The 15616-nt window shown below is 57.1% G+C and carries 10 protein-coding genes and 1 pseudogene; all 11 read left to right on the top strand.

The genetic code is table 11. From position 1 onward, the window contains the following. Positions 1-72: 72 nt before the first annotated feature. The gene (locus HB779_RS22300; protein ID WP_188346153.1) at positions 73-1839 is read left to right on the top strand and encodes a type I secretion system permease/ATPase; all 1767 of its coding nucleotides are present in this window, start codon (positions 73-75) and stop codon (positions 1837-1839) included. Further along, positions 1836-3254, top strand: coding sequence for an HlyD family type I secretion periplasmic adaptor subunit (locus tag HB779_RS22295; protein ID WP_188346152.1), 1419 nt, complete (start codon positions 1836-1838; stop codon positions 3252-3254). Before HB779_RS22300 ends, HB779_RS22295 begins: the two co-directional genes overlap by 4 nt. A 291-nt stretch (positions 3255-3545) precedes the next feature. Further along, complete coding sequence (locus tag HB779_RS22290; protein WP_188346151.1) at positions 3546-4205, top strand: calcium-binding protein; 660 nt, start codon at positions 3546-3548, stop codon at positions 4203-4205. 75 nt (positions 4206-4280) lie between these two features. Further along, entirely contained in the window at positions 4281-6542 is a 2262-nt protein-coding gene (locus tag HB779_RS22285) for a glycosyltransferase family 2 protein (protein WP_188346150.1), read from the top strand. After that, positions 6539-7381, top strand: a complete 843-nt coding sequence (locus tag HB779_RS22280; protein ID WP_244642779.1) for a class I SAM-dependent methyltransferase — start codon at positions 6539-6541, stop codon at positions 7379-7381. The genes HB779_RS22285 and HB779_RS22280 overlap by 4 nt, the downstream gene beginning before the upstream one ends. Further along, positions 7378-8640, top strand: coding sequence for a glycosyltransferase family 4 protein (locus HB779_RS22275; protein ID WP_188346413.1), 1263 nt, complete (start codon positions 7378-7380; stop codon positions 8638-8640). Before HB779_RS22280 ends, HB779_RS22275 begins: the two co-directional genes overlap by 4 nt. Positions 8641-8659: 19 nt before the next feature. Continuing rightward, positions 8660-9475, top strand: a complete 816-nt coding sequence (locus HB779_RS22270; RefSeq protein WP_244642776.1) for a hypothetical protein — start codon at positions 8660-8662, stop codon at positions 9473-9475. A gap of 13 nt (positions 9476-9488) precedes the next feature. Next, positions 9489-11777: a hypothetical protein gene (locus HB779_RS22265; protein WP_244642774.1), complete on the top strand. Its 2289-nt coding sequence runs from the start codon at positions 9489-9491 to the stop codon at positions 11775-11777. Further along, positions 11774-13102, top strand: coding sequence for a glycosyltransferase family 4 protein (locus HB779_RS22260; RefSeq protein WP_188346149.1), 1329 nt, complete (start codon positions 11774-11776; stop codon positions 13100-13102). The genes HB779_RS22265 and HB779_RS22260 overlap by 4 nt, the downstream gene beginning before the upstream one ends. Before the next feature lie 45 nt (positions 13103-13147). Beyond that, a pseudogene (locus tag HB779_RS22255) lies at positions 13148-14334 on the top strand (polysaccharide pyruvyl transferase family protein). 130 nt (positions 14335-14464) lie between these two features. Further along, positions 14465-15484, top strand: a complete 1020-nt coding sequence (gene galE / locus HB779_RS22250) for a UDP-glucose 4-epimerase GalE (RefSeq protein WP_188346148.1) — start codon at positions 14465-14467, stop codon at positions 15482-15484. Positions 15485-15616 lie beyond the last annotated feature (132 nt).

Raw genomic sequence — 15616 nt, 5'->3', positions numbered from 1 at the left:
ACTAGTCTGTCTCCTTAGACCAAGGTCCGAGGGGGTAACCGCTAGCTATGTCATTTCCAAGGCAGAATACATATGAGTGATACTCGTCAAAACAGTGCAAATGGCAAGAGCAATGTTGGAAAAAATACGATGGCTTCCGGAGTTCCAGATCCGAAGGCTCTCATTTTAAGGGCGCGACGGGTCTTCCTGTCGGGCCTGCTCTATGCCGTGTTGTTGAGTGCGTGCATCAACCTTCTGCAACTGACTGTACCGCTTTACATGCTGCAGGTCCACGACCGTGTTTTGAACAGCCGCAGCATGGATACGCTCACCATGCTGACTATTCTGGCGGTAGGTGCGCTTATTGTTTTCGGCATTCTCGAGTTCATTCGCGCCCTGTCGTTTCAGGCAATGGGCAGTGCGCTGGTGCGCCGTCTGAACCTTCCGATTCTCACCGCCGCCGTTCAGGCTTCGGTTGATCAGGGATTGCCGAAAGCCACGCAGGCCCTGCGCGATCTGACTGAATTGCGTACTTTTTTGACATCCTCATCGGTCAGTGCGCCACTGGATGCGGCCTGGTCACCGATTTTTCTGACGGTGCTTTTCCTGCTTCATCCGGTTTTTGGAATCATCGGCGTGATTGCGGTGTTTATTCTCATTGCCTGCGGCGTGGTGACCGATCTTTTGACGCGCAGCGTTTTGAAAGATGCGAATCAGGCAAACATCGAAGCCATCTCGAAAATTGGCGGTACGTTGCGGCATGCGGAAGTCATCGAGGCGATGGGCATGCTGCCTGCCCTGGCGAGACGCTGGCGTACCGCGCAGATGAACGCGCTGGATCTGATGGATGTCGGGGGCACCCGCAGCCGCGGCATGGCCTCGATTGCCCGCACGCTGCGTTTCATGATCCAGATCGGCGCACTGGGCGCCGGTACCTATCTGGCGATGGACCAGTCCATCACGCCCGGTGCCATGATTGCCACGACCATCATCGTGGGCCGCCTGCTGATGCCATTTGATCACGTGGTGGAAACATGGCGTCAGTGGGTGAACGCCATCGGTAACTGGCAGCGCATTCAGGCTCTGCTCGCGCAGAACCTTGCCGTTCGCCAGACGATGCCCACGCCCCGCCCCCATGGTGATCTCATCATCGACAAGCTGGTTTACGCCGCACCTGGCGTTGAAATGCCGATCATCAAGGGCATTTCATTCTCGCTGTCTCCGGGCGAGGTGCTGGGTATTGTTGGGCCGTCCGCTGCCGGTAAATCAACACTGGCCCGGTTGATGATTGGCATTGTCAAGCCAACCTCGGGCGGCGTTTTCCTTGATGGCAACAACGTCTTCCTGTGGGAGCGCAGCTCATTTGGCGAGATAGCCGGTTATCTGCCGCAATCGGTGGCGCTGCTCGATGGCACCATCAAGGACAATATTGCCCGCATGGGCGAAAGTGATCCGCAGCGGGTGCTTGAAGCGGCCCGGCTCGCCGACGTGCACGAAATGATCGGGCGTATGCCGCTTGGCTATGACACACCTGTCGGTGACGGCCGTCTCACCCTTTCCGGCGGCCAGCGCCAGCGCATCGGCCTCGCCCGCTGTCTCTACAACCGCCCCCGCCTCATTGTGCTCGATGAGCCCAATTCCAATCTCGACGCGGTTGGCGAACGGGCGCTGATGCGGGCTATCGAGCAGGCGCGCGATGATGGCGCCATTGTCATCATGATCGCCCACCGCCCGACAATCATGCAGGTCGCTGATAAGCTGCTCGTGCTTGAAAATGGTCGCATCACTCAGTTTGGCCCGCGCACCGACGTGGTGGCCTCCATCACCCCGACGGGTCAAAAAATGGGAGCGGGATCATGACCGGCAAATCAATTGTCCCGAAACGTATCACCAGCCTTCTGGCGCCGCGCACCGAATCCGGTGCCGGGCACGCACTGACGAAATTCGGAGCCGTGCGTCCGGAATGGGTGACGGATCTCGAAAATGAAGACGCGAAGTCGCCGCTGCGCCGTCTGATCATTGCAGGCGTAACTACGGTCATGGTCGCTTTCGGCGGGTTCTTCGGCTGGGCCTACTCGGCCGAGCTTGGCAGTGCCGCCGTGGCGCTCGGGACAGTGATTGTCGATTCGAAACGCAAGACGATCAGCCATCTGGAAGGTGGCATGCTTGACAGGCTGCTGGTTCAGGAAGGCGACGAGGTCAAGGTCGGGCAACCCCTGATCAAGCTTGACGACACCAAGGCCCGTTCTGAATTGCAGTCGCTGCAATCGCGCCGGGTCGGATTGATTGCCAAGCTTGCACGCTTGCGGGCCGAACAGGCCAGCGAGAAGCAAATCACTTTCCCGGAAGGGTTTGGCGGGCCCGGTGATGTCCCGGCAGAGAATGCAGTCAAAGCCGAGCAGATATTCTTCCAGAAACGATTGGCGCAGAAAACCAGCCGGACCGATGTGCAGCGGCAGAACATCGAGCAATATAGCGAGCAGTCCAAGTCATCGGCTTCCCAGGTGGCGGCGACGGACCGGCAGATCGAGCTAATTACGGAACAGCGCAATGCCATCGCAAGTCTGGTGGCCAAGGGATTCGCGCAGAAATCAAAATTGACGGAAATTGATACCAAGCTCAGCGAGCTGGCCGGTAACCGTGGCCAATATGCCGGCGACAAAGCCAAGGCAGAGCAGGCAAAATCCGGGGCGCAATTTGCCCTGACCGGTATCGAAAGCGACCTCCAATCCGAGATTGCAGGGGAAATCACCACAAATCAGACGGATCTGGCGGACACTGAAGAGCGTATTGTCGCCGCCAAGGATGTCATGCGCCGCGTTGAGATCAGATCGCCTCAGGCGGGCATTGTCGCCAACATAAGACTGCGCACACCAGGCGGTGTGATTGCTGCCGGCGAACCGCTCCTCGACATTGTGCCTGAGAACGAGCCGATGGTTGTCGAGATGAAAATCAGCCCGCGTGATATCGACAGTGTCACGGTGGGGTCGCCAACGCAGATCAAGCTTACCGCGTATAATCAGCGCTCCCTGACACCGCTTGACGGCAAGATCAGCTATATCGCGGCAGACCAGCTTCTTGATGAAAAAACCGACGCGGCCTACTTCGTGGCCCGTGCCGAGATCGCGCCAAAGTCGCTGGCAGCCAATCCGTCAGTCAAACTTTATCCCGGTATGCCCGCCGAAGTGATCATCGTTCACAAGACCCGGCGTGCGATCGACTACATCATCTCGCCGATATCGGACAGCCTCAATCGGGCGTTTAGAGAAGATTAAATAGAATATTTGCACTGAAAAATGAGATTCTTCATGACATTTCAAATTTTGAAATAAATTACGCGTAATACACTTTGATAGATGAAGTATAGTAGAAATAAACATAAATTAGAGTCACGAAATAAAACGTGAAGTAATACGTTTTCGTAATAATTTGTTACTCGTGAATGCCACATTTATACTCTTAGGTTAGGTTGCATTTCGATTTGTTGCAGCGCACAATCGTCAAAGCATCGATGGTCGGAACATTTTCGGCAGGTCGAAATTCAAAGCAGACAGAAGGAGAAGCAGATGGCCACTTTAGAAGGCGGCGCCTACGACGACGTTTTGTTTGGTTCGCGATTTGACGATTTCATCCACGCCCATGGCGGTGATGATCTCGTTTTTGGCGGCAACGGCAACGACATAATCTTCGGTGATGAGGGGAATGACATCCTGTTCGGCGGAAGGGGTGACGATACCCTTTTCGGTGGCACAGGTGACGACATTCTCCATGGTGACCAGGGGAACGACACGATCAGTGGCGGCGACGGAAACGATATTCTGTTCGGCGATGCTGGTAATGACGTGCTTCAGGGCGGTAGCGGCTCTGACATCCTCTTCGGTGGTTCCGGTAATGACGTCCTTCAGGGCGGTGCCGGTAATGACTATCTTGACGGTGGTTCCGGCAACGACATCCTCGTTGGCGGTGCTGGTAATGACATATTCCACTTCAGCGGTGGTGGCGGCAACGACGTCATCCTCGACTTCACTCCGGGCGAAGACGTCCTCCAAATCTCCCGGGGCATCAACGGTCTGCACATCAACTCAGCTGACGATCTTGCAGATCGCATTACTCAGGTTGGCAATAACGTTGTGGTCGATCTTGGCCATGGCGACAGCGTCACCCTCGTCAACACCAGCGCGGACGACATTCACGCGCATCCCGATACGTACTTCGTCGTACATTGATTTCATTGAAAATTGGCGTGCCCTGCTTTTGCCGGGCACGTTTTTTCTTTCCGATGTGAATGAAAGGGCAGCGTATTGAACCTCGACCATTCGACGGATATTGCAGACGACACCGAGAGTGTTTCCATCTCTCGTCTTTGTGCGGATATTGCCGTTGTGATCTGGGATATTCCTGGCGCGATGCGGCCTTCGACCAAATGTACCCTTGATTCACCAGAACCTCTGGTCCCGCTTGTCAGCCTCAACATACCCCTCGAAACAGGCGGGCAACGCATTCTTTGGGTTGTACGCACCAAAGATGAGCCGGTTAACCTTGCGCTTTCCGCTGGTTCACTCGGTCCGACTGAGCAGGTGGTTCTTTACCCCGCCGATGAGCTGGCGCCTTTCGATGTCCATGGCGCGGTCAACAATCTCACCGCTGCAGGGCACATCAAACTGCTCAACAATGTTTTAAGCACCTGGCGCAGCACATTCCGCCTGTCGCAGAATCAGACTTTCGCCAGTGTGGCGCGCGAAATTACCCTGGCACTCGCACCCGAGCCACGCCCGGCCCGCTCCTGCGGTCAGCCCGTTGATGGACAGCATCTGCTGGAAACGGCAGTCGATCCGGTTCTGGGCGAAATCACGGCAATCTATGCCATAAGCGGCGGTTCGGTAACGGTTTTGCCGACAAAGCTCGTCATGGGCTCGCAGGCCAAGCGCGGCGGGCAGCCCTGCCATCTTCTTATCGAGTCAGCGCGGTCATTGCCGCAGTCTTTCCTTCTTGTCCTGTCCGGGAAGAATGGCGTTGCCGTCCGCAAACTGATCGAGGGCGACAGCCAGCAAGCCGATTTCGACAAGTGGTGGGCAAAGCGCCACGGCGATATGAATCTGCGTGAGTTTCTTATCCGGGAACTGGCGAAAGTCACTGGTGCCGGTCTGGCCACGGCCATTGATATGCAGACGCGCGTGCCGCTGACAGTTCGCCAGATTGCTAAGTCGGCGACCCATCCCGCAGCGGAGATTGATCTGGCGCTGGCACTGGATGGCGGACTGCTCGTTGGCGGCTGGAGCCATGATCCTTCCGCGATGTTGTCTGGTATCGAATATCTCTCCGAGAATGGCAGCATGCTGCCGCTCCAGCCCAATTTCTACAAATTCCCCGGCAAAACCGGCGAGCGCGAAGATGGGTTTGGCGCGGATGTCACGGGTTTTGTCGCTTGGCTTCCCCAGAGCAAGAACCTTGGACCGCTGTTGCAGCCACGCTTCCAGATGCGGCTTGTATCAGGGGCAACGTCATCGCTGATCCCGCCTTTGCAACCTTTTGAAGCATCAGCGCAGCGCAACCGCATCCTGCGTGCCGTACCGCCACAGCATGCACGCGATCAGGTGTTCGAAAGCATTCTTGCCCCTGCCCTGCAGGAGGTTGAAGCCAAGCTTGGCAAGACCGTGAAGATCGCTGATACCAAGGACTTCGGCGTGTTGCCGGAAGCGCCTGTCGTGTCGATCGTCATCCCGCTTTACCGCAATCTGGATTTCCTGCGGTTCCAATTTTCGGCGATGGCAACGGACCCTTGGCTGGTCGCCAATGCCGAACTGATTTTCGTGCTCGACTCCCCTGAAATTCAGGACGACACCGAGCATATGCTTGGCGGATTGCATATCCTGCATGGCCTGCCGTTCCGGCTTGCCACCATGAACCGCAACAGCGGCTATGCCCGCGCCTGCAATGCCGGGGCAAGTCTGGCGACTGGTACCATCCTGGTCATGCTGAATTCAGACGTTGTGCCTTGCGCCAATGGCTGGCTGCAGGGACTCATACAACCGCTGCTCGACCAGAAGAAGCTCGGTGCAATCGGCCCGCGGCTGCTGTTTGAGGACGGTTCCTTGCAGCATGCCGGGCTTTATTTCGCCCGCGACCAGAAGGGCATTTGGCTCAATCACCATTTCTACAAGGGCATGCCCGGTGAATATGCGCCTGCCCGTGTTGGCCGCAATGTGCCGGGTGTTACCGGCGCGTGTCTGGTGACACGCAAGGACATCTACGATCTCGTCGGCGGCTTCACCGAGGACTATATCATTGGCGATTACGAAGATAGCGATCTGTGCCTGAAAATTCGCCAGATCGGTTTTCACGTCGCCTATGAGCCGGATGTTTCTCTCTATCACTTTGAACGGCGGTCGATCCGCCGCAGCGCCGACTACATGCGTGGTCTGGCGAGCCAATACAATTCCTGGCTGCATACCAAGCGCTGGGACCAGGACATAACCGAATTGATGACGAATTATCTCGATGAGGCCACGCAGGATACTGCCACGCCTTATCTCGTTGCAAAGTCTGAAAGGAGCGCCGCTTGACTGAGGTTGTTGCACTCAAGAAAGCCCACCCCGAGCATATCCATGCCGTGAATGATGAATATATCGACTGGCTGATGGAAGCCGTCGTCCGCAACAGGTTTCTGCCTTGCCCCGATCCCGATAGCGTCTTTGTCGGCGATGGCAACTTTCAGGCTGTAGGTGCCGAGTTTCTTGGCCACTTCATCCGCAGGGGCGGATTGCTGCCCGAACACCGCGTTCTCGATATCGGCAGCGGCATAGGCCGTATGGCCGTGCCATTGACGCAATATCTCGACCCGGCAAAGGGCACCTATCGCGGCATTGATCCGGTAGCGGGCGGCATCAACTGGTGCCAGCAGAAGATTACCTCCGTCTATCCCAATTTCGAATTCCGCTACATGGATATTGCCCATTCCCTGTACAATCCGAAGGGCGCCATTGACGGGCTTTTTCTCAAGCTCCCTTTTGAAGACCGCTCGTTCGATTTTGTCATCATGACCTCGGTTGTTACGCACTTGCCCGATGAGGAAGTCAGCGTTTATCTGCGCGAAGTCGCGCGGGTGCTGGCACCGGGCGGACGCCTGTTCATGACTGCGTTCGAAGTGGACACAGTGGCTGCGGAAAACCCGCAGAAGAAGCGTGATACCCGCCTTGGGTTCCAGCGGTATGACAATGGCCCATGCTGGTTCGTGCCCGAATTGCCGCCGCTGGCCGCCGTTGGTTTTGATGACGGGTTTCTCGAACAGGCCTTGATCAAGGCCGGACTGTCGGTCTCCACCAAATCGCATGGCCACTGGCGCGGCGTTTCGGCGGATCATTATCAGGATATCTTCATTGCCGGAGCCGGAGGGGGCAGATAATGGCCCGTGTTCTCGTCGCGGCCCATAATCACCCGTCCCTGCATCCGGGCGGTACCGAGATTTTTGCGCATGATCTGTTCCGGGCCTATCAGCGGGCCGGATGCGAGGCGCTGTTTCTTGGCGCCACCAACCATATCCACCGTGAAGCCAGACCCGGCACGAGCTTTCAAAGCATTGGCAAGGGCGGCGATGAAATCCTGCTGTGGTCCGGGCATTTCGACCGGTTTTTCATGAGTCAGGTCGATCTCTATGGCATCGTGCCTGACATTGTCGAACTGCTGCGCGATTTCAAACCGGATGTCGTGCACCTGCATCATCTTCTGCTGCTGGGTGCCGAATTTCCGCACATCGTCCGCAGGACATTGCCGGAATGCCGGATTGTCCTGACGCTGCATGACTATTATCCGATCTGCCATCATGACGGGCTCATGGTGCGCACAACCGGCAAGGAATTATGCTACGGCGCGAGCCCCGACCGTTGCCACAGCTGTTTCAAGGATATCGCGCTCGACAAGTTCGTGCTGCGTGAACGCCATCTGAAATCGCTGCTCAGCGTTGTCGATGCTTTTGTCTCACCGAGCGAATTCCTCAAACAGCGCTATGTTGACTGGGGTATCGCTGAGGACCTGATCAGCGTCATCCCCAACGGTCAGCCTGAACGGGCGCTGGTTGAAAAGGTCGAACCGCTCACACGTACCAAACCGGTCTTCGGCTATTTCGGCAATCTCAATCCCTGGAAGGGTACGACCGTTTTGCTGGATGCGGCAAAGCAGCTCATCAGCGAAGGCTTTGATTTCGAGCTGCGCGTTCATGGCGCGGCACCATTCCAGAGTGAGACGTTTGTCGCTGATATTGACCGGCTCTTTGCCGAGACGGCGCCTTTCGTGCAGCGGCGCGGCGCGTACCGGCGTGAGGATATCGGTGCTCTCATTGCGCGGGTTGACTGCGCGATCATGCCATCGATTTGGTGGGAGAACGCGCCGCTGGTGATACAGGAGGCACAGGGCCAGGATTGCCCTGTGATCACCAGCAACATTGGTGGTATGGCCGAAATGGTCGAGGACGGCGTCAACGGCCTCACTGTTCCACCCAACGATCCACTGGCACTGGCTGCTGCCATGCGGCGCCTCGCAGAAGATTCTGACTTGCGTCAGCTTCTTTCCCTTGGGGCACGCCACCCTGACACAATCGACACGACTGCGGGCCGTTATCTCGATCTGATCGAGACATTGCGGTCTGAACGCGTCGAAGCAGCCTGAAAAGATACGGAGGTACATGATGTCCATAGTGACGAAAGTGTCGGCACAAACATCAGGAAAACCAACGGCAGCGCCGCAGCAGGATAATACCAAGGCTGTAACCGTTGAAGCAGTGAAGGTTGAACCTGTGAAAGCCGAAACCGCAAAAGTTGAACCGGTCAAGGGCCGCGTTGACGCCGTCGATGCGGGCCGCCTCTATGGCTGGGCATTCGATCCATCGGCGCCGGACCAGAGGCTGACCATTCGTGTGCTTCTGGATGGCAAACCCATCGCTGAGGCGACGGCCGATAAGGAACGTCCGGATCTGAAGCGGAACGGCATTGGCGACGGTATCCATGCCTTCGATGTGATGCTGCCGCAATTTGCGGCCATGCGGCCGGGTGAACTCGTCGTTATCGCCATCAGCGGCGCCGGTGTGGAACAGGCTTTGCGCGTTCCCAAACCCGATGAGCAGGCGGCGGAAGCGCTGATCGCAGCGCCGATGACCCGTATTCTCGACAAGCTGGATATGCTGATGGCGGCACAGCGGCAATTGCAGGTGAACCAGCGTTCCCTGCAGCGGCCCGCCACCATTGAGGGAACAACCAGCAATGGTCCGGTCGATCTGGTCGATATCAGCGGTTCGATCGAAGGGCTGCGCGGCGATCTCAATCAGCGCATGACGGAACTGGATGTGCATCTCATGCGCATGGACGGCGTTGTCGCTGGTCTGGAAAAGCGCATGGAAGATCTGCAGAAGCGGACTGGCGGCGACGCCAAACCGATGTTTCTGCTGTTGTTTGTTCTGGTCGGGTTCGTCGCCGGCGCTCTCCTGACAATTGCCACTCTGCGTTGAGGATCTGGTCTCGATGAATCGTGACGAACCCAAATTGCTGCCGGTGCCCAAAATGGCAAAGGCGCCTGAGCGCAATACCCCGGTGAGCAATGCACCGGAGCGGAAAACGCCTGAGCGCAATTCCATTGTGATGGAAGGCGAAATGGTGGTTGGCTGTCCGATCGAGGACACGCTTGTGCTGGTTCTTGGCATCGGCAATGCCACCACCGATCAGGTCACGGTCTTTCTCAATGGTGATCCTGCCATGAGTGCCAAGGCCACCGTCATCAGTTGGGCATTGAAAGCACCCTCGCCTGCGGGCACGCATGGGTTTGTTGCCATTGTGCCGACAAATGTTCTGCGCCGGGGTCAGCTGAAGACCATCATGTTCCAGCACAAGGCCAAAGTGGCACGGTATTCCTTTGCCGCACGCGCTGCCGCCATTGGCGATCTGGCAGCCATGATCGCTGATCTGGCTGGCGCAAATCTGCCGGGTGCGATTGACGGATTGGTGGAAGCGCTGATTTCCGGACCGATTGGTCGCAAGAAACTGGCGGCGATCACCGTGCTGTTACAGGCCGGTGCGCGCTCCGACGGTATCATCGAGCTGATCGGCGGCAGCGACGAAGGCGAGATTTTCGTGCAGGGCTGGGCGCAGGACCTGACGCCGTCGGTCACGCGGCTTCTGATCAGTGGCCGCTCGCCTTCCCTGGCAGAATGTTCCATCGGCGTGTTTGCGCGTCCCGATGTGAACGAACAGGCATCGGGCTTTGCCGGTTTGCTGCTGGCCAATGAACCCGTGGTACCAAATGATATCGAACGGCTCCTGTTTCGGGGCCGTCGCGGCTGGCGCTTTATCGAGGTCTATGACCGGCGTTTGCTGGTCGGCTCGCGCGAAACGCCCAGTCACGTCCGCGCTATTTTGCCGAATATGCGCAGCTCAACCGAGATCCTGCTGCGTCTGCGCTCCGCCGCCAACCGCTTTGATGGCACCGAAACCGTCTCCAGCCTGCCTTTCCCCGTGCGCATGGGCATCGACAATGTTTTCCGCGTCGAAGGCAGCGGCCTGTTGATATCTGGTTGGCTGCTCGATCCCGACAGCCATGTTGCCGGCGTCAAATTGCGCCGTCATCGCGGTGAAACGCAGCTTGACAACAACTGGACACGGGTGGACCGCCCGGATGTAACGCGTGAGTTCGACAATCAGCCGCCATTCAATGCCGGACTCGATCCCAACCGCCACGCGCACGGCTTCGTTGCCTTTGCGCCGGAGCTGGCCGGTGACAGCACGTCGCCTTATTATATCGAGCTGGATTTGAGCGATTCCCGCCGCGCTTTCATGCCGCTGACACCCACCCGGATCACTTCGCGTGATGCGGTTGTCCGGCAGATCCGCGCCATTGACCCCAATGCCTGGGCGCTGCGTCATATTGTTGACCAGCAGCTTGTACCACTGTTGCGCGGTGTCAGCCGTCCGGCACCGGAAATTTTTGGCGTCGTCGATCTTGGTGCCTTCGAAGAGGCGGAAGGTCCGGCGCTGATCATTGGCGTGGACGAACGTGTGGAAGAAATCGGTCCACTGCTGGCATTGCTGGCACTTGATCCGGAAACCCGGCGCGCGCCGATTGTTGTTGCGGCCGCGACCGAGATTGTTGACCGCATTGGCGTGCAGGTGCGCAGGCTCGCTGATTTCTATGGCCTGCATGTGCGTCTCGTTTCCGCCAGTGGTTCGGAAGATCTTTATGACGCGCTGGAAGTCGGTGCCCGCGCCGTTTCCACCGAATGTGTGGTCTTTTTGGCGGCATCGCTGCTGCCGCGCAGTTCCGGCTGGTTCGGAAAACTGCTCGGCGCCTATGATGCACGTAAGGAATGTGTCCTCTCGCCGACGCTGGCCTACGAGGATGATTCCATCCGCTGGGCCGGCACATGGGTTGCAGGCGCCCAGTCGGATCGCGCCCTGATCAGCCGCTATGCCGGTTATCCCATCGATGCGGTGGCAGGCATGGCCACGACCGAAGTGGCGACCGCGACATTCGAATGCTGTGTTTTGCCGCGCGATGCACTCTTTTCGGTCAATGGCTTCACCCGCGGCTATCTCGGCACCCATGAAAAAGGCCTCGACCTTGGTTTGAAGCTCAAACAATCCGGCCTTAAATCCTACTGGCTGCCATCGGCGCAGATGCTGGGTTCGGACGATATTTCCATGTCCGACAAGGCTTCGACGATTGCACTGATCGAGCGGATAGACCGGCAGGTTTTCGACGGCCGCTGGGCCAATGTCCTCACCAAAAAACGTCCCGCTCCAAAAGAGGAAACAGCATGACCGACAAGCTTCGGGTTCTGGTGATTTCTCATGCCCATCCCAGCATTTCGCTCGGAGGCGGCGAGATCGCATCCTACAATCTGCACAAAGGTCTGAACAGTTTGCCCGGCGTGCAGTCGGTCTATCTTGCCCGCGCCGGTCATCCCATTCCGCGCCATGGCACGACAGCCCTGATGAGCATGCGCCGCAGCAGCGACGAAATCCTGTTTCACGCGGATGAATATGATCACTTTTATCTGTCGAACAAGAACACCGACGAAATCCGCCGCGACCTGCTGCGCTTCGTCCGTGATCTCAATCCGCAGGTGGTGCATTTCCACCATGTGCTTGGTCTTGGGCTGGAAACCCTCTACGCCATCCGTGAAGCCTTGCCGGATACAGCCATTCTGGTTACGTTCCACGAATATCTATCCATCTGCAACAATGATGGCCAGATGGTCAAAGCCGGTTCCGCCAAGCTCTGCAACGAAGCGTCGCCGATTGATTGCCACGCCTGTTTCCCTGACATTCCACCTGCCCGCTTCCTCAAACGCGAGCGGTTCATTCGCGGCATGCTGGAACTGGCCGATGCCTTTGTCGCGCCGAGCGACTTTCTGGCGGAAAAGTATGCCGAGTGGGGCCTCAACCCTGCCAAGCTCAGCGTGATCGAGAATGGTATTGCCATTGATACCGTCACGCCGCCGCGTGAACTCAATGGTCCGGCTCCGCGCCGCAACCGTTTTGCCTATTTCGGTCAGGTGACACCCTTCAAAGGCATTGATGTGCTCATCGATGCGGTCTCACGCGTGCCGGATGCCATATGGGGCGAAGATTCACGCCTGATGATCTTTGGCGGTAATCTGGAAAAGCAGCCGCGCGATTTCCAGGACCGCATGCAAAAACTGATCGAGGAAGCCGGACCGCGTGTCCGCTTCTATGGCGCGTACCAGAATGCGGAAATGCCCCGGCTCATGCAGTCAGTTGATTGGGTGGTCGTCCCATCCATCTGGTGGGAAAATTCACCCATTGTCATTCAGGAAGCCTTGCACCATCGCCGACCGCTTATCTGCTCCAATATCGGCGGCATGGCGGAGAAAGTACGCGATGGCAAGGACGGTCTGCACTTTCGGGTGCGCAGCGCCGAAGACCTCGCCGATCGCTTTACCGAAGTCCTCAGCGATCCGATTATCTGGGACCGGCTGCATCATTCCATCCGGAATCCCACAAACTATATTGACTGTGCCCAAGAACATCTTGCCCTCTACGGAGAATTGCTTAAATCTAACCGGCGGCAGCCGGTGAACATCGCTGCAAGAACTGACGTTGTTCTTTCCCAAGCAAGCTGAGGGTCCTTATTTCTTAGCTTTCGTCGCCAAAAGAAGGAATACCTCATGGCACGCGTCCTCGTAATGATCCCCGCAGGTGAAGTGTACGACCACGACAATGTTCGCTGGTACAAACACAGTGATGTCCAGCGCAGCATCGACCATTATCACAATATCGGTGATGCCTTCGTTTTCGAATCGTCCCTGAAGCTGATGAATTACGAAAAGGTCTCCGAACTGCCCATTGCCGGTCCGTCGATGGAAAAGATCGATCAACTGCGCGAGGAATATGACTACGTCATCCTGCGCGGTTCGAACTACATCAACAAGGACATGAATTGGCGAGACACGATCCCGGTTCTCAAGCGGCTCGGCCTGCCGGTTATCGCCTTTGGCGTGGGTGCGCAGGCGCCGGTCAAAGGGCAACTGGAACTTTCGGAGGAATCAAGGCCGCGCTGCGCATGATTGCTGATTCCACCACGTCATTTGGCGTGCGCGGCGCCTATTCGGCGCAGGTGCTCAACGATATCGGCATCAAGAACGTGCGGATTATCGGCTGCCCCACGGCGTTTCGCCGTAACAACCAGCATCTGCGCATCAAGCTGCCGGAGCTGGATACGGTAAAGAATGTGGGCGTCACTGTACGCCGCGAGGTGTCGCCAACCTATGCGCAGGATATCCAGCGCTATCTCACTCTGCACCGCGATCTCATCAAACAGATGGCGGGCCGCTTCGACGTTACCCTGATGGCGCAGGGCGAGGTGGAAGAAAAGAAGATGGTGTTTGGCACCGATGAGCAGAAGGAAGATGCGATTGCGGCGCTGAAGGCAAACCGTTGGGTGTCCGACTGGTATTTCGACGAGACAATCGAAAAGCTCTATCGCGAGCGCATGTTCTATTCCGATGTGGTTGCCGATTATGAAAAGCTGGTGCGCCAGCAGCAACTGGTGCTCGGTTACCGCCTGCACGGCAACCTCATGGCCTTGGCCAATGGCATACCGTCCATCTATTTCACCTATGACAGCCGGACGGTGGAGTTTGCCGAAACCTACAAGATTCCGAGCTATGACGTGTTCAGCGACAAGCCGTTCAACCTTGAGGATTATTGGGATCAGTCCCTGTTTGATAAATACAATCGCGCCTGGTTCGAAACCTACGGGGAGATGAACATCTTCCTCACCGAAAATGGTGTCGATCACAAAATGACCGAGACAGGCAGGCGCGCAACGGACTCCGTTCTCAAGGTTGCATAGGGCACATACACAACGATTTCCGCGGGAGGAAAAGCAAATGGAAAGGAAGGTCGTTTAAGCAGCGTAACCAATTGGCGAAAGCCATCTTGCCAGATCGTTCTCTCAAACAAAGTTTCAGGAGTTCCTCCCCATGACTGTTCTCGTTACTGGTGGCGCCGGCTATATCGGCAGTCACATGGTGCTCGCTCTCAAAGATGCCGGCCGGTCTGTCGTCGTTCTTGATGATCTGAGTTGCGGTTTCGCTTGGCTGGTGCCGGACGACGTACCTTTCGTGCAAGGTGATATTGGCGATCAGGCGCTGGTGAGCGACGTGATCCGCCGCCACAATGTCACTGCGATCCTGCATTTTGCCGGATCGATTGTCGTGCCGGATTCCGTGCGCGACCCGCTTTATTACTATCGCAACAACACGGTGCAGTCGCGCGCGCTGATGGAAACCGCCATTGCCGAGGGCATCAGGCATTTCATTTTCTCGTCCACCGCTGCGATTTACGGCGAGCCGGAACGCACGCCGATCATCGAAACCATGCCGCATCAGCCGATCTCGCCCTATGGCACATCCAAGCTGATGACCGAATGGATGCTGCGCGATGCGGCGGTGGCCCATCCGGGATTCAATTATGTGGCGCTGCGCTATTTCAATGTCGCTGGTGCCGATCCGCAATTGCGCTCCGGCCAGTCGTTTCCGCGTGCAACACATCTCATCAAGATCGCCAGCCAGGCTGCGACCGGCGAACGCTCACATATAGAAGTGTACGGCACGGATTATCCGACGGCCGACGGCACCTGTATCCGCGACTATATTCATGTCAGCGATCTGGCGGAGGCGCATCTCTGCGCGCTCAACTATCTGGAAGCCGGAGGCACCAGCACCGCGGCCAATTGCGGTTATAGCTATGGCTATTCCGTGCTTGAAATCATTGATGCGGTGAAGCGGGTCTCGGGCGTTGATTTCGAAGTCCGAACCGCTCCGCGCCGTGCGGGCGATCCGGCAATTCTGGTTGCGGGCAATGAGCGCGTCCGCACCCTTTTCGGTTTCGAGCCCAAACGTGCCGATCTCGATCTGATCGTCGGTGATGCGCTGGCATGGGAGCGCCAGCTTGCCATCAGGGAAACGCTGGAACATTCGGAAGCCCGCATCGCGGTATAGGAGCATGTATTCCGTTTGTCCCAATCGGAATTCTATTCTATGCCCGCTTGACAAGGATTGACTGCACGTATTTTAATCGTGCCTGCAGATTGAGCAAAGACTCGGCTGCATCCACATGACTTCGATAGTCGA

The organism is Phyllobacterium sp. 628 (genome assembly GCF_014189505.1).
In the GTDB taxonomy this organism is placed as follows: Bacteria; Pseudomonadota; Alphaproteobacteria; order Rhizobiales; family Rhizobiaceae; genus Phyllobacterium.
This window is presented reverse-complemented; position numbering and strand designations above follow the sequence as displayed.

What these genes read in the sequence shown, in the direction of transcription:
- HB779_RS22295 (WP_188346152.1), top strand. Translation starts at nt 1,836, where the DNA reads ATGACCGGCAAATCAATTGTCCCGAAACGTATCACCAGCCTTCTGGCG.
- HB779_RS22270 (WP_244642776.1), top strand. Translation starts at nt 8,660, where the DNA reads ATGTCCATAGTGACGAAAGTGTCGGCACAAACATCAGGAAAACCAACG.
- HB779_RS22300 (WP_188346153.1), top strand. Translation starts at nt 73, where the DNA reads ATGAGTGATACTCGTCAAAACAGTGCAAATGGCAAGAGCAATGTTGGA.
- HB779_RS22260 (WP_188346149.1), top strand. Translation starts at nt 11,774, where the DNA reads ATGACCGACAAGCTTCGGGTTCTGGTGATTTCTCATGCCCATCCCAGC.
- HB779_RS22265 (WP_244642774.1), top strand. Translation starts at nt 9,489, where the DNA reads ATGAATCGTGACGAACCCAAATTGCTGCCGGTGCCCAAAATGGCAAAG.
- galE (WP_188346148.1), top strand. Translation starts at nt 14,465, where the DNA reads ATGACTGTTCTCGTTACTGGTGGCGCCGGCTATATCGGCAGTCACATG.
- HB779_RS22290 (WP_188346151.1), top strand. Translation starts at nt 3,546, where the DNA reads ATGGCCACTTTAGAAGGCGGCGCCTACGACGACGTTTTGTTTGGTTCG.